This window comes from Streptomyces pimonensis, assembly GCF_041380215.1.
Lineage (GTDB): Bacteria > Actinomycetota > Actinomycetes > Streptomycetales > Streptomycetaceae > Streptomyces > Streptomyces pimonensis.
On record NZ_JAHWZY010000053.1, the window covers coordinates 19,916 to 34,320 of the forward strand.

The 14,405-nt window shown below is 69.9% G+C and carries 13 protein-coding genes; 2 read left to right on the forward strand and 11 right to left on the reverse strand.

What is annotated here, in order from left to right:
• Positions 1 to 21 precede the first annotated feature (21 nt).
• From KYY02_RS31170 to KYY02_RS31185, 4 genes are all read right to left on the reverse strand, one after another.
• Complete coding sequence (locus KYY02_RS31170; RefSeq protein WP_371243898.1) at positions 22 to 330, reverse strand: acyl carrier protein; 309 nt, start codon at positions 328 to 330, stop codon at positions 22 to 24.
• 235 nt (positions 331 to 565) lie between these two features.
• Positions 566 to 1,621, reverse strand: a complete 1,056-nt coding sequence (locus tag KYY02_RS31175; RefSeq protein ID WP_371243900.1) for a hypothetical protein — start codon at positions 1,619 to 1,621, stop codon at positions 566 to 568.
• The gene (locus KYY02_RS31180) at positions 1,618 to 3,309 is read right to left on the reverse strand and encodes a GMC oxidoreductase (RefSeq protein ID WP_371243902.1); all 1,692 of its coding nucleotides are present in this window, start codon (positions 3,307 to 3,309) and stop codon (positions 1,618 to 1,620) included. The genes KYY02_RS31175 and KYY02_RS31180 overlap by 4 nt, the downstream gene beginning before the upstream one ends.
• Positions 3,302 to 3,892, reverse strand: coding sequence for a hypothetical protein (locus KYY02_RS31185; protein WP_371243904.1), 591 nt, complete (start codon positions 3,890 to 3,892; stop codon positions 3,302 to 3,304). Before KYY02_RS31185 ends, KYY02_RS31180 begins: the two co-directional genes overlap by 8 nt.
• Before the next feature lie 126 nt (positions 3,893 to 4,018).
• Between KYY02_RS31185 and KYY02_RS31190 the strand changes: the two genes are divergently transcribed.
• Positions 4,019 to 4,927, forward strand: a complete 909-nt coding sequence (locus KYY02_RS31190) for a hypothetical protein (protein WP_371243908.1) — start codon at positions 4,019 to 4,021, stop codon at positions 4,925 to 4,927.
• 65 nt (positions 4,928 to 4,992) lie between these two features.
• Here KYY02_RS31190 and KYY02_RS31195 read toward each other — a convergent pair whose 3' ends face one another.
• The 7 genes from KYY02_RS31195 to KYY02_RS31225 form a co-directional block, all read right to left on the reverse strand.
• A complete protein-coding gene (locus tag KYY02_RS31195; RefSeq protein WP_371243910.1) occupies positions 4,993 to 6,069 on the reverse strand; it encodes a Gfo/Idh/MocA family protein in 1,077 nt (358 codons plus the stop codon).
• On the reverse strand, positions 6,066 to 6,881 hold the full coding sequence (locus KYY02_RS31200; protein ID WP_371243912.1) for an inositol monophosphatase family protein: 816 nt from the start codon (positions 6,879 to 6,881) through the stop codon (positions 6,066 to 6,068). Before KYY02_RS31200 ends, KYY02_RS31195 begins: the two co-directional genes overlap by 4 nt.
• On the reverse strand, positions 6,878 to 8,257 hold the full coding sequence (locus KYY02_RS31205) for an aspartate aminotransferase family protein (protein ID WP_371243914.1): 1,380 nt from the start codon (positions 8,255 to 8,257) through the stop codon (positions 6,878 to 6,880). The genes KYY02_RS31200 and KYY02_RS31205 overlap by 4 nt, the downstream gene beginning before the upstream one ends.
• A complete protein-coding gene (locus KYY02_RS31210) occupies positions 8,254 to 9,513 on the reverse strand; it encodes an aspartate aminotransferase family protein (RefSeq protein ID WP_371243916.1) in 1,260 nt (419 codons plus the stop codon). Before KYY02_RS31210 ends, KYY02_RS31205 begins: the two co-directional genes overlap by 4 nt.
• Positions 9,514 to 9,590: 77 nt before the next feature.
• Complete coding sequence (locus KYY02_RS31215; protein WP_371243918.1) at positions 9,591 to 10,241, reverse strand: bifunctional 4-hydroxy-2-oxoglutarate aldolase/2-dehydro-3-deoxy-phosphogluconate aldolase; 651 nt, start codon at positions 10,239 to 10,241, stop codon at positions 9,591 to 9,593.
• The gene (locus tag KYY02_RS31220; RefSeq protein ID WP_371243920.1) at positions 10,238 to 10,978 is read right to left on the reverse strand and encodes a class I SAM-dependent methyltransferase; all 741 of its coding nucleotides are present in this window, start codon (positions 10,976 to 10,978) and stop codon (positions 10,238 to 10,240) included. The genes KYY02_RS31215 and KYY02_RS31220 overlap by 4 nt, the downstream gene beginning before the upstream one ends.
• Before the next feature lie 371 nt (positions 10,979 to 11,349).
• Complete coding sequence (locus tag KYY02_RS31225; RefSeq protein ID WP_371243922.1) at positions 11,350 to 13,413, reverse strand: PhoX family protein; 2,064 nt, start codon at positions 13,411 to 13,413, stop codon at positions 11,350 to 11,352.
• Positions 13,414 to 13,885: 472 nt separating this feature from the next.
• Between KYY02_RS31225 and KYY02_RS31230 the strand changes: the two genes are divergently transcribed.
• On the forward strand, positions 13,886 to 14,200 hold the full coding sequence (locus KYY02_RS31230) for an aminotransferase class IV (protein ID WP_371243924.1): 315 nt from the start codon (positions 13,886 to 13,888) through the stop codon (positions 14,198 to 14,200).
• Positions 14,201 to 14,405: the final 205 nt, after the last annotated feature.

Consider the following 14,405-nt stretch of genomic DNA (forward strand, 5'->3'; position numbering starts at 1 on the left):
GGGAAGCGACGGTCCGTGTGATCACGGGGCCCCCGCGGCGGCCTCGTGGATGCGCGTGGTGAGAACGTCCAGCAACTCGCCGACCGTGGTGTAGCGCAGGGGATCGATGTCATCGTTCTCGAAGGTCAGGTCGTGCTTCTGCTCGAAGTGAGTGAACACATAAGTAAGCGTGATGGAATCGAGTCCGAGCTGGCTCATAGGGTCCTCTTCGGTGAGATTTCCCGCGACGCTCTCCGGTGTTTCGCACTGCTCGATGAGAATTGTGCGCACCTCCTCCAGTACTGCCGAACGGTCCGGGAATGCGAGGTTGTTCTCCCTGTTCATGGCCATGCTTACCCCTTTGTCTGCCGTGTGGCGACGAGAAAACCAGGCCACACGCTAGATCCATCAATCATGACTGTCAAACATTTTGCAAATGATGGTGAAGATCTATTTAGGACGCTCAGAGAATAGTGTTCCAGCCGTGCGGCCGCGTGTTTTGCGTGCAGCTCTCCGCAAGGTTTTTCATCGCTTTTTCAAGCTGTTTTTCCGGGCGTCCGCCGCCCCTGCGGGCGGCCACTCCGCCTCACACGAAGGACAGCTCGGGCAGGGGCCTGCCCTCCCCGAAGCACCACTCGGTCTCACCGCGCAGGCGCCGTACGAGCCGAGTGCCGTCGCCCTGCGCGTGCGGGCGCAGGGTCCCGGTGTGCCGGCACATCGCCTCCAGCAGTTCCTCCAGTACGTCCGCCAGCGAGGCGATCTCCTCATGGGCCATCGCGTAGACGCCCTCCGAGCGGAACCGGTGCAGTCCGAGTAGCAGCAGGCCGAGCTTCTGGGCACGTCCCGCCGCCGCCAGCGCCGCCCGGGACACGTCGGCGACATGTGGTTGCTCGGCACCCGCCAGGGCGTGCCCCAGCAGGAAGAGCTGCGGCTGCACGTCCCCGAGCACCCACACGTCCATCCCCTTGGCCAGCAGCAGTGGCAGGCGTGCTCCGGACCACACCTCGCCGTGAAACGCGCGCAGTTCGGCGATGTCCTCGGCGAGTGGGACCAGGGAGCGTGGCACCAGTGCGGCGGCCACCTCCTGCGGCCGCCGGGTGTCCGGCGGCGCGATGCGCTCCACGACCGCGTACCGGGTGCACGCCTGGCGCAGCGCATCGGTGACGGGCAGAACCCGCCGGTAGCCGTCCTCGGCCGGGGCGTCGGTGTCCAGGATGTGCAGCCCCCGGTCGTCGAGCCGGTGAGCCAGCACCATGTGGTGGTGGTAGTGCTCCCTGCCCTCGTGGTCGTCGCCCGGCCAGTGGTGGCCGTCCGGCATCAACACCACCGGCTGTCCGGAACCGACGAGTTCGGCGACGCGCGGCCACTGGCGTCGGCCCGCACCGATCCCGGCCGTCTGCCAGCGGACCATGCAGGCCGGGAACCGGCTCATCGGCCCGTACCACTCGCCACGCCGTATCAGGTCCAGCGGTATGGCGAGACCGCGCGCCACCGCGTCCGTACTGTGACCGCGCTGCAGCAACACCGCCTCGACCGAGCGCATGAAGCACCCCAAGCCGTCCAAGCCGATGTTCTTCCAGCCGAGTGCGGTGGCGGGATCGAAGGCGAAGGGCCGGGTGCCCCCGGGGGTCCTGTCGCTCACGTGGTCCTCCTGGTGTTGCGCAGCACGGTGGCCATGATCGTCAGGGTCGGGTTGTGCGCCCCCGAGGTGGGGAAGAGGCCGCCGTCGGCGACGAAGACGTTGTCCAGCGCGTGCATCCGGCCCACGCCGTCCGTCACACCCCTGCGCGGATCGCGGCTCATCCGCAGGCCGCCCAAGGTGTGGAAGTTGCCGGGCACGGTGCCGGGTTCATCGGGGAAGACCCGCGAACGGGTCTCCGGGGCCGAGGCCACCGCGTCGGCTCCCGTCGCCTCCAGCAGGGCGGCCAGTCGTGGCAGATAGAAGCGCTGGGCCGTGGTCTCGTGAACGTGCGGTGCCCACGAGATGCGGGGCACCGGCAGGCCCTGCCAGTCCCGGACGGCCGGATCGAGCTCGATGCGGTTCTCCCGCTGGGAGACGTCCTCCCCGTGCATCTGCACCCCCAGCAACCGGTCCCGCAGAGGACTCTCGCGCATTAGCCGCTGGAAGGCCGGGCCGTAGGCCACACCCGCCAGCTTCGGCAGGAGCCGCCGGTAGAGACGACCCTCCTGAACGGGCCCGGGCTGTCCGCCGCCCAGCTCGACCACTCCGCCGCGCAGATACGGCAGCCCCGCCGCGCGGGCAGCCTCACGCGCGCCGGGGTGGTCGGGGTCCGCGAAGTCGTCCAGGGCGTGGGTGATGTTCCGGCCCCTCGGGCCGCGCACCCGCTCCCCGAGGAACAGTCCGTAGGCGACGGAGTACCAGTGGAACATCAGGTGGCGCCCCAGCAGCCCCGACGGGTCGGGCAGCGCGGACAGCAGGGCCAGCCGGCAGCTTTCCACCGCCGATCCGGCGAGCACCACCCGGTCGGCCGGCAGCTCCGTCAGGCGGCCCTCGGCATCCGCGTACACCACCGCGTGGGCCCTGCGTCCGGCGTGCCGCACCTCCACGGCCGTGGCCAGTGGCAGTACCTCGGCGCCCGCGAGGACCGCGCGACGCAGCGCCGTCAGGGCGCTGCCGCGGGAGAGATTGGGGCAGCCGTAGCCGCAGCACGCGCCGCAGTCGGTGCACGCCGGCCGACCGTCGTATGGAAGGGAGTTGGCGGCCATCGGCATCGGGTAGGGGTGCAGGCCCAGGGTCCGCGCGGCGTTGGCCACCCGCACCGAGGACGTCTGGTCCGGGCCCGGCGGCATCGGGAAGTCCCGGGTGCGCGGAGCGCGGCGCGAGGTCGTCGCCGGCAGTGCGGCACGGTCGCCCTGCACGCCCAGGAGGGCCTCGGTCTCGTCGTAGTAGGGAGCAATCTCCGCGTAGTCGAACGGCCAGTCCACCACGTCGCAGTCCGGCAACGGGCCCAGCGTCGAGCGCTTGGCGAAGTCGAGGTCCCACAGCCGGGGCGTCTTGGCGTCCCAGTGCACCGAGCCGCCGCCGACGGCCGCCGGCAGGGCGTTGACGAAGCCGGTGACGGGCTGTCCGGGGAACGCCCGGTCGTGGTAGACGCGGGGCTCGGCGAGGGGATCGGGGTACTCGAAGCCGCGGACCGGACCCTTGATCTCGTCTGTGGAGAAGACGTGGCGCGGAGCCGGGTCGGACAAGTCCTCGAAGTGGTTGGGGCCGCGCTCCAGGACGGTGACGTCCCAGCCCGCTTCGGCCAGCACCATCGCCGCCGTCGATCCGCCCGGACCGCTGCCCACGACCACCGCGCGCTCAGCCACCGAAGCCTCCCGACGAAGCGATCAGCCGTGCGGCCTCCGTGAAGTGCTCGGCGAGGGCGGCGACGGGGTCGGGGTCCTTCCTGGCGTAGGGCCGCACGGGGTCGGGCCGACCCGTCGGCGCGGTCGCGGGTGTGTTCCGGCCCGGAAGGCCCAGCAAGGTGCGGCCCTCAGGGGCGGGTCGGCCCCGGTAGACGGGGTCGCCGAAGGTGCCTTCGACTGCGTGGTCGAAGAGCTGGTCGCGGAAGGCGGCCGCCTCGGCGTCGCACAGGGCCCGGTGCCGCCGCGAAGACGGGGCGGCGGCGAAGTCCCCGCCCGCGAGGTGGTCCAGAACCGCCACGCCCGCGCGATAGGCGCGGCGCAAGTCCGCGACCCGGTGGCGCCACCCCGTCCGCTGGGCGGGAGAGAGGGGCAGGAACGAGCCGTCGGGGCGGCCGGAGGCGTACACGAGGGGCGGCTCGACGGTGAACGCGCCGAGCAGCCGGTCGGCGTACCGCACGGCGTCCGCCTCACGGGCCCCGGGGCCGGGCTCGCCCGGCGCGTCGGCGGGACCGGGAACGAGCAGTGCCATCGCCTCGCGGACCACGTCGGCCTCATGAGGCGTGAAGAAGAGCCAATTTTGATCGATTTGTATCAATTCGTCTGTAGATGACCTGATTTGCTGATATCCGTGGGGTTTATTCATATTTGCCCTTCGGTCAAGGAGACCCGCATGAGTCAGTCCGGAGCCGTCAGCACCGGTAGCGCGCAGGACGTATTCGCCCTCACCCGACGGCTGCTGGCCACGCAGGCGCCCCGTTTCACCGGCGAGCACGGAGTGGAGGTGCACAGCCTGGTCTCCTCGGACCACGTGCCGCTCTACCTCTTCGCCGCCAAGTCGCTGGCCCGCTTCTGGCCCGAGGTGACGCCCGTGGTGCACGACGACGGCACGCTCACCCCGCGCGACACGGCCCGACTGCGCAGGCACGTGCCCGACGCCCGGATCCTCCACCGCGCCGAAGCGGACCGGCGCGTGGAGGAACTGCTCGTGAACCACCCCACGCTCGCCGCCGTGCGCCGCAACAACGTCCGCATCCTCCAGCTGGTCGACTACTTCCTGCTCAGCCGGGCGTCGTCGGTCGTCAGCATGGACAGCGACGTGGTGTTCCTCTCCCGTCCACACACACTCGTCGAGTGGGCGACGGCGCCGTCGGACGGGCGTCCCGCCTTTCTCTACTCGCCCGAGTTCGGGTGGGAGCCCCAGGGGGTGCACTGGATAGCGGAGCACCTGCCGGGCACCCCCTACGTGCCCTACATGTGCTGCGGCTTCGCCGCCGTGGACTCCGCCGCCTTCTTCGACGCGGACTTTCTGGAGCGGACCCTGAACGCACTGCCCCGCGAGATCAGCTTCGCGCCGCGCTACGTCACCCAGATGTCGTACTCGCTGCTCGGAGGGAGGCTGGGCACGGGGCGGACGCGGAATCTGGGAGAGCCGTACCGCTCCGGTCGCCTGGAGTGGCTGCCCGAGATCGACGACCGCGTGGTCTGCCACTACTTCGCGTCCCACGAGCGTTCCACCACCTTCGACAACCTGTCCGAGGAGGGCCCGCTGCTCGCCCGCGCCATTGGCTCGGGCGGCTGATCCGCCCACGCACCGGCCGGTCGCCCCGGCCGGTGCGCCGCTCCGGCCGGGCGGGGCCGACGAACTCATACCGCCACCATGCGTCCGCCCGCGTCCGCCGACGCGTAGGCCGCCTCGACGACCCGGGCGGTGTCCACGATCTCCCGGGCGCAGACGCCCCACGCCCCGGGGTCGGCGAGCGCCCGCCGGAAGTCCTCGTACATGGGCGTGAACCACTCCAGGTGCGTCTGGTCCTTGCTCGGCGAAACGAGGGACCGCCGCCACTCGCCTCCCGCCGTGCGGCCGGTCACCTCTCCGTCGTCGATGCGCACCGACCCGGAGGAGCCGCGGACCGCGTAGTGGTTGGACCGCTCCCCGCTCGTCCAGCTCAGCTCGATGTCGCACTGCCCGTCACCGAAGTCCAGACGCAGCCGGGCCGCCTCGTCCACCGCCGAGCGGTCCCCGCCGGGGCGCTCCACGGTGCAGGACAGTTTCACGGGGGCCCGGCCGAACAGCCGCAACGCCATGTAGACGCAGTGGGTACCGTGGTCCAGCAGGATGCCGCCGCCGGCCAGTTCGGGGGACCGGCGCCAGTCGGGGGAGTACCCCGCCACTCCGCGCGCGTGCCGGTCACGCAGGATGCGGAAGGTGGCCGATTCCAAGTGCCCCACGCCACCGCCGGAGGCCGGGGAGCCCTCAGCGACCGCCTCGCGCAGCGTCGTCATGACGGGGGAGGTCCCGTAGTTGTGCGAGGGGAAGAGCAGCCGCCCCCGGGCACGGGCCAGCGCCGTCAGCTCGCGCGCCTCGGCCCCGCGCGTCGCGACCGGTTTCTCGCAGATGACGTGCCGACCGGCCGAGAGCGCGGCCCGCGTGAGCGGGCCGTGGAAGGCCGGGGGCGTGCACACGTCGACGACGTCCACACCGGGGGCGGCCGCCAGCACCTCCTCCAGGGAGGAGAGCACCAGCCCGTGCGGCAGGAGACGGGCGGCCTGACCCCGGCGCTCGGGTGAAGGGTCGACCACGGCTGCCACCTCGACGCCCGGTACGGAGCCGTATCCGCTGAGGCGGGCACCGCCGGCCGTGCCGAACCCGACGATGACCAGCGAGACGGACGCGTCCCGGCCGATCGGTGTCTGTGCGGGGTGCGTCCCCTCCACGTTCATGCCTGTCCTTCCGGTATCACCGGCGGGCAGGGCCCCCCGGCCTCGACCAGTTCCCGGTGGATGGCCGGCGACGCCGCGACGACGTTGTCGTGCCGGGACGTGAAGGGGGCACCGCCCCACCCCGTGACCGTGCCTCCCGCCTCAACGACCAGCAGCGCGCCGGGCACGGTGTCCCAGACCCCGATGCCGAACTCCAGATAACCGTCGTACGCCCCGGAGGCGACGCGGCACAGTCCGGTGGAGGCGCTGCCCGGTTCGCGTATCTCGAAGCCCGCGTTGAGCAGCCGGTCGGCCACCGACCGCTGTCGGCCGCGCACCACGCCGTCGGTCCCGAAGCCGGTGGCCACCAGCGGCCTGCCCGGAGGGCGGTCCCCGATGTGCAGGGGCGCGTCGTTGCGGAAGGCGCCCTGCCCGGCCACCGCCCGGAACACCTCGCCCGACTCGGGGAACCGGATCAGTGACAGATGAGTGCGGCCTTCCACGATCAGCGCCAGGGCGACCGCGTAGTCGGGCAGTCCGCGCAGATAGTTGGTGGTGCCGTCGAGCGGGTCCACGATCCAGGTCGGCCGGCCGTCGCGGAGACCGACGGCACCAGACTCCTCCGAGACGATCCCGAAGTCCGGTGTGTACATGCGCAGGATGCCCAGTGCCTGGTGCTCGGCCGCCAGATCGGCGTCGCTGACCGGCGCATCGCCTTCCTTGCTGCGCACCGTCAACCGGGTGCCGTGCCAGCGCAGCAGTTCCCTCCCCGCCTCCGCCGCGGCCTGGGCCGCCGTGGCGGTGAGGCGGTCGGTGTCGAACGCGACGATCACCCCTCCCTCCCGATGCCGATCAGGGTTTCGCGGAGGATGCCGACGGCGGTCTCGGTCTGCGTGCGGTCGACGTTCAGGGGTGGGTACAGCCGCAGTGTGTTGCCGCCGAGCATCACCAGCACGCCTGCTTCCAGCAGTTTCAGGTAGACGCGCTGGACCAGGCTCTTGGGCGCCGGTTCATGCGTTCGTTTATCCACCACTAGTTCGATTCCGAGAGCGAGTCCGGCACCGCGCACGTCACCGACCAACGGAGCGAGTTCCGTGAGGTCGGCCAACTGGTCGAGCATTTCCCGGCCCCGGACGGCGGCGTTGCCGACCAGCTTGTCCTCGGTGAGGATGGCCGTGGTCGAGGCCACCGCCCGGCACGCCATGGGAAACGCCCCGAAGCTGGACGAGCTCGCGCTGGGCTCGGAGAACGGAGCCGCTGCCATGGTTTGCTCCGCGGCGATGACCCCGGTGACCGGGTAACCGCCGCCCATGCCCTTGCCGACGGTCAGTACGTCGGGGCGGACCTTCTCGTGCTGGTGGGCGAAGGCGGCACCGGTGCGGCCGAAGCCCGTCATCATCTCGTCGGCGATCAGCAGCGCGTCGAATTCGCGGGCCACTTCGCCCAGGGCCGTGAGGTAGCCCGGGGGTGGTACCACATTGCCGGACCTGCCCTGCACGGGCTCCACCACGATCGCGGCGAGCGCCCCGGTGGAGTTCTCCTTGATCACGTCTCGGGCGTGCTCCACGCAGGCGAAGCCGCAGTCGGGGGCCCGTAACTTGAAGGGGCAGTGGTAGCAGTTGGCGTACGGGGCGGAGAAGTAACCGGGCGGGAGCGGCCCGAGACCCGAGCGGGCGCCGGCGGTCAGGGCCAGGCTGCCCATGGTCTTGCCGTGGAAGCCGCCCCAGAAGGAGAGGAACTCGTGCTTGCCGGTGACGGACTTCGCCAGGCGCAGTGCCGCCTCCACCGCCTCCGTGCCCCCGCTGTACAACTGGATCATGTCCAGGTCCCCGGGCAGGAAGTCGCGCAACGCCCGCACCATGTCGAGCCGGGCAGGGCTGCCGAAGGCGCCGGCGGTGGCCCGGGTCAGTTCCTCGGCGAGGGCCGCGGTGAAGCGCGGCTCGGCGTGACCGATGGAGTTCACGCCGCCCGCACCCTGGAAGTCGATGATGCGGTTGCCGTCGAGGTCCACGATCTCGGGGCCGTCCGCGTCCGCCACGCACAGTCGTGACAGCAGCATCACGGCCTGCAGGCCGGGGCCTATCACCTCTTGTTCCTCGGTCCAGTGCGCCTCGCTGCGGACGCGCGGGCGCACCATCCCGAAACCGTGCCAGGCACCGGGCACGTCGTCGTCCCCTGCCAGCCCGGATCCCCGCTCGTGGTCGGTCATACCGCTCCGTCCTCCTGCCGTCGGCGCCAGTCCGCCGGCAGCCAGCCGGCCTCGGCGAGCGCCTCGAAACCGCGCCGTGCCGCGCCGACCGCCGTGTCGATGTCGTGGTCCGTGGTGGCCGCCGAGATGAACCAGTGGTGGTTGGGGTGCAGGAAGACACCTTCACGGATCGTCGCCGTGTAGAAGGAACGTTTCGCCTGCTGGTTGCGGTCCTCGTCGCCGAAGTGGAAGTCCAGGAACGGCATGGGAGGATGACCCACCACGTCGATCGGCGCTCCGAACTCCTCGACGAGCCTCCCCAGACCGCTCTGCAGCCGCTCACCCATCTGCCAGATCCGTTTGAGGTGGTCGCCCGACCGCAGCTTGCGCACCGTGGCCAGCGCAGCGGCCATCGCGTCGGCGTTGGCATAGTAGGTGGACGAGATGTGCACCGTGTCCAGAGTGCGCAGGACGTCGGCCCGCCCGGTCAGCGCCGAGATGGCGTACCCGTTAGCGAAAGCCTTGCTCAGCGTCACCAGATCGGCGGTGACCCCGTAGTACTCCTGCGCGCCACCGAGGGCGAGCCGGAAGCCGGAGCGGATCTCGTCGAACACCAACAGGGTGCCATGCTCCCGCGTCAGTTCCCGCACGCCTTGGAGGAATCCCTCCGCAGGACGCTCGACCATGAACGGCATCATCACCAGGCAGGCGATCTGCCCGCGGTGGCGTTCGAAGACCGCCCGCAGCGAATCCAGATCGTTGTAGGTGAACGTGTCCACCAGCGCCCGGCTGACGGCGGGGATCCCGTGGTCCCACTGAGCGCACCAGTCGTGCCAGCCGTTGTAGCCCCAGCGCACCACGCGGTCCCGGCCGGTGAAGGCCCGGGACAGGCGTACGGCCGCACCGGTGGCGTCCGACCCGGTCTTGAGCAGCATGCCCATCTCCGCGCCTGGCACGATGCCGAGCAGTTCTTCGATGAGCTCGGTCTGCACGGGCTTCATCAGTCCGGTGGCGAAGCCGCGACGGATCTCGCGCACCACGGCTTCATCCACGTCCGGATCGGCATGGCCGAGGATGACCGTGCCGTAGGACAGGAAGAAGTCCAGGTACTTGTTACCGTCCACGTCCCAGAAATGGGCCCCGTGGGCCCAGTCGGCGAAGACCGGGTAGTGCCCCTCGATCATCTGGTCGGAGGCGATCACCTTCTTTCGCTTGGCGGCCAGAGCGTCGATCCGCTCGGCCCTGCGGTCGAGTGCGAAGGAGCGGTCCAGACCCAACGGTCTTCCTTTCGTGATGGCGGTGCGGCGTGCTGCCCGGGAGCAGCGGATACGAAGGCGGCGGGGCCGACGAGCGCTCAGCCCCGGGCGGCCCGGACCCGGTCGAGGAGGTCGGCGGCCCGGTGCCGCACGTCGGCGAGGTTCCCGCCGTGCAGCGCGTCACCGACAAGGGGCCGGCCGAGCGCCGCGGCGTGTGCGCCCGCAGCGAAGTAGTCGGCCAGGTCGTCGGCGGTGATCCCGCCGGTCGGAACGAGGGGGATGTCCCCGAACGCCATCGTGAGCGAGGCCAGGTACGCAGGCCCGCCCAGCCGCGCGGGAAAGAGCTTGACCAGTGCGGCGCCGAGCCGCCATGCCTCCATGACCTCGGTAGTGGTGAACGCGCCGCATACCACGGGCACCCCCAACGACCCGGCCTCGTCGAGCACGTCCGGCAGTACACCAGGGGTGAGGAGGTAGTGTGCGCCGGCTTCCACGGCGCGCCGCGCGGTCTCGCGGTCCCGTACGGTCCCGGCGCCCACCAGCGCCGCGCCGGTGACCACGCTGCGGCGAACGGCGTCCAGCGCGTTCGGGGAGGTCAGCGTGATCTCCACGGCCCTTACGCCCGCTTTGCCCAATTCCTCGGTCACGGCCGGCACGGCTGGGGATTCCGGCTCGGTGAGCATGGCGATGAGCGGCGTTCCCGCCACCTCGGCGGCCAAGTCGCTGCGATGGTCTGTGGACACGGTCACCCCCGCTTCTCGAGGACGATGATCTGCCGCCGGGTCCGCCGGGTGATCGGACGGTCCGGGTCGGGCAGGGCCCGCAACTCCCTCACCAAGGGAGCCACTTTCTCCTCGAAGACCGCGTCGTCCACGGCCCACAGGTGGTAGAACATGCGCTGCTCGAGTCCGGAGGCGATCTGTTCCGGACTGTGCTCGTGCGTCGCCGCATCCAGCTCCCCGACCTCCACGGCGGTGAAACCCACCGACTCGGCCAGCGGCAGGATGCGCTCGGCCCGGTCATCCGCCTCCGCCGTGCGGGACTGGACCTCCTCCATGATCCTGCCGACCGGATGGTCGTCGAAGAGGATCATGCCGGGGATCACCACGTAGCGCCCGCCCGGTTCCAGTACGCGGTGCACCTCCTGCAAGCCCTTGCGCAGGTCACCCACGACATGGGTCACCCACACGCTGTAGACCTGCGAGAAGGTCCGCTCCGGGAACGGCAGCGCGGTCAGTGAGGCCGCCGCGGCCGTCTGCCCGACGCGGCTCACGGCTTTCGTCAGCATCGAGTGCGACAGGTCGATGCCCACCACGGAGTAGCCGAGGTCGGTGAGCGCCAGAGCCACCACGCCGGTGCCCATGCCCGCGTCGAGGAGCAGGCGGTCCTTCGCCGTGCGCTCGGCGATGGCCGGTGCGATCCTCCGGCCGCGTGCCTCGCCTCCACGTGTCTTGTCGTAGAAATCGGCTGCCGGGGAAAAGTTCACAGACGACTGCACTGTCACCCACTCACTGATTGCGGAAAATGATGCCTGCCGCCTGCTCTGAGCAGACGTGTTGGGACGGATAAACGTCGGCGGAGCGCACCGGTAAAGAACGTGCGACGCTATGTGAAGATTCTGGGCGCCTACCTCGGAGGGAATGTCTGTCCCCCGGGTGCATATCTCGGTTGGCTGCTTGTCGGTGCACACGGAACGAGACTTCGCTAAAGCATAAATCGCCATGAGGTCGGGAACGCAAGCGGCCGGGCCTTGATTGGCGACGATGATTCGATGATGGCGTGAAAGCAACGTGCTCGGCGGCCTGCCGGGCGGACGTCACACTTCCCCGGGGGCGTCGCCCTCGCCGAATGATGGTGCTACCCGTCCCCGCCAAGGATGGGTCCGCCGTCCTTGCGGCGCACCACGATGATGGACGCCCGCGGCTGCGCGGAGCCTCCGTCCGGCCAGTGTGACGCGGGCTGCTGCGGGCTGGCGCCGGGCAGCTCTCCCGGATGCTGTACCGAGACCAGCACGAAATCCGGACCGATCACCGGTCCGCAGCACTCGGCACCCGTGGGCACCGTGAGGAACCGCTGCACCTGTCCGCGTTCCGGACCGTCGAGCGGCACCATGTACAGCCCGTCGTTGCGGCCGCCCCTGCCGCCCGCGTCGGTGGCGATCCACAGGTTGCCGTGCTCGTCGAAGGCCAGGTTGTCGGGGGAGGAGATCGCACTGACCCGAGCCTTGTCGATCCCCGCGTAGTACGTCCCCGGTGACTCCGGGTCGCCGCAGACCAACAACAGCCGCCAGTGGAACCGTTCGGCGGTCGGATCGTCCTTGCGCTCGCACAGCTCGAGGACGTGCCCGTCGCGATTGCCCGACCGCGGGTTGGCCTCGTCGGGAGCCGGCAGGCCGGGCGCCCCGCGCTGGTCGTTGTTGGTCAGGGACGCGTACACCCGCCGGGTCACGGGGTGGGGCTGGACGTCCTCGGGGCGGTCCATGGGGGTGGCCCCCACTCGGTCTGCGGCGATCCGGGTGAAGATGTACACCTCGGCCGCGCTCATGCCCGGTACGAAACTGCGGTCGTTGTGCGCGAGCGGAATCCACCGGCCCGTACCGTCGAACGCTCCATCGGCCGGAAGCCGGCCGGAGCCATCGATCTCCTCCGCCGCATCGTCCCCGTCGAACCGCGCCACGTAGAGGGTGCCGGAGTCCAGCAGGCGCTTGTTGTGCCTGCGTGCGGCCGGATCGTCACCCGGCCGCACGCGCCCGTCGGAGACGAACTTGTATATGTACTCGAACCGCTCGTCGTCCCCCATGTAGGCCACGACACGCCCGTCCGGGGCGGTCGAGACGTTGGCCCCCTCGTGCTTGAAACGACCCAGCGCCGTGTGCTTCACGGGCACGGAGTCCGGCTCCAGCGGATCCAACTCGACGATCCAGCCGAACCGGTGCGCTTCGTGGGGCTCGCGACCGAGGTCGAACCGCGTGTCGTGCGCCTCCCAGCCGCGCAGAGAGGGGCCCTCCGCGAACCCGTACCGCCTCAAGCCCTCTCTGACCAGCGGATCCGCCACCTTGTCGGCGTGGGCGAAAGGCATGTGCACGTTCTCCTCACCCGACAGCACCGTGCCCCAGGGAGTGATTCCGCCCGAGCAATTGGCCATCGTGCCCAGCACACGGGTCCCCGCCGGATCGACCGACGTGCGCAACAGGGGCGAACCGGCGGCGGGCCCACGCACCTCGAAGGGGCTCAGCAAGGTGATGCGGCGGTTCCACCGTCCGTCGACCCTGGCCCTCAGCCCGCCGTCACCCCTCTGTTCCACGAGGACCACCGACAGCCCGTACGCCATCCAGGTCGTCCGCACATGGGCTTCCGCCGGCACTTCGGGATTCCAGTCGGGGAACATCAGTGGTTCGGTGGCGTACTCGTGGTTGGAGACCATCAACCACTGCCCCGCGGCGCGCAGTGGGACCAGGGCGCAGTAGTCGTTGTTCACCCCGAACTGCCGTGCCTGGGCGGCTTCGCTTTGACGGTCAAAGTCGAAGGGCGGGGCGCCCGGCAGGACGGCGTCCCCCCAGCCGATCAGCAACTCGTGGGTGAAGCCCTCGGGAACCGTCACCCGGTCCCCGCTGTCCGGAGACACCGGTGCGAAGCCCCGCCGGCCCGTCTCCTGTTCTCGCGGACCGGGCTCCTGGGCTCGGGCAGCAGTCGTGGTCGGCGACACCAGGGAGAGAGCTCCACAACCGAGTAAGGCCCTGCGCGACAGGGCCCTGCGTAACAGGTCACCGAAATAACTATTTCCCGAGGTGTTCGGCGCGTCGCGGGAGCAGGCATTCCCGCATTTGAAAGTGCAGGTTTCCGGGGAGTGCCGAGTGCCGTGGCTGGTGATCAGGGGGGGAGTTGCCGGGATGACACGCCGAAGATCCTTCCTCAGGAACATCTGTGCTGGCCCTCACGTCAGTGTGCATGAGCTTCGGTTGGGTGACAATCATGCCCTGCAACCGCTCCGAGGAAGGATTCCGTTATGCGTGGCAAAGGTAAAGCACGAGTACGCGAATGTGACCGGAAACTATCGTCATCCGCCGACAGCGGCGACCCGGGGGAGCCTGCGGCCGTCGACCGCCTGGAGCACGATACGGTTACGGTGCCCCTCTGCGCGGCGACCACGGCTGACACCCGTATGCAGACGGAATCGAGCCGTTCGTGCGGCGGCTGACGGCGCGCTCCGCCGACCCCGGCAGGGCGGTTTGCGGCCCGGTGCCGGCCGTCCGGCGGCGGATGGACCATGACCGGTTTCCGACCCGTGGCCCCGCCCTGTCCTTCCTCGGCGAGCTGCGCCTGGGCCTCGCCGAGCGCGGCTTTCCATGCTCCTCGCGGTGAGCGTTCGCCGTCTGGCCTGGCACCCTGGGGCCATGGCGGAACTGAACGGACGGCCCGTTGACCCCGATTCCCTGCTGACCCTCGCCCTGACGCACTACGCGCACTTCACCTCCATGCGCGTGGACGATCGGCGCATACGGGGCCTGAGCCGACACATGGAGCGTCTGATCCGGGACTGCAGGTTCTTGTTCGGGGCCGAACTGCACCCGGACAGGGTCCGACACTGTGTGCGGCATGCCGTCAGGGAACTGACCGGGTCGTTCGTCGTACGGGTGACGGTGTTCGACCCGACCGTCGACATGGGGCACCCGGCGAGTGAAGTTCCCCCTCTGAGCTGGACAGCCTGATACTGGGACGACGGGTCCCGGAGGAAGCAGTTTCAGGTAGTGAGGTCTTCTCGGCAACGTGACGGTTGCGATGCGTGATGATGCCTGATGGCGGGATGGCGACTCGGCGTCAGACAAGAGTGAAGCCCCTGGTAGGAACAGGTCTGCGAAGATCACGTTCCGTACAACCAGAGGCTCCACGTGGCGTCCAGTATTACCTACACCG

Excerpts from the sequence above, each read along its gene's own strand:
- KYY02_RS31205 (WP_371243914.1), bottom strand. The coding sequence starts at position 8,257 with ATGACCGACCACGAGCGGGGATCCGGGCTGGCAGGGGACGACGACGTG.
- KYY02_RS31230 (WP_371243924.1), top strand. The coding sequence starts at position 13,886 with ATGGCGGAACTGAACGGACGGCCCGTTGACCCCGATTCCCTGCTGACC.
- KYY02_RS31170 (WP_371243898.1), bottom strand. The coding sequence starts at position 330 with ATGGCCATGAACAGGGAGAACAACCTCGCATTCCCGGACCGTTCGGCA.
- KYY02_RS31190 (WP_371243908.1), top strand. The coding sequence starts at position 4,019 with ATGAGTCAGTCCGGAGCCGTCAGCACCGGTAGCGCGCAGGACGTATTC.
- KYY02_RS31195 (WP_371243910.1), bottom strand. The coding sequence starts at position 6,069 with ATGAACGTGGAGGGGACGCACCCCGCACAGACACCGATCGGCCGGGAC.
- KYY02_RS31225 (WP_371243922.1), bottom strand. The coding sequence starts at position 13,413 with ATGTTCCTGAGGAAGGATCTTCGGCGTGTCATCCCGGCAACTCCCCCC.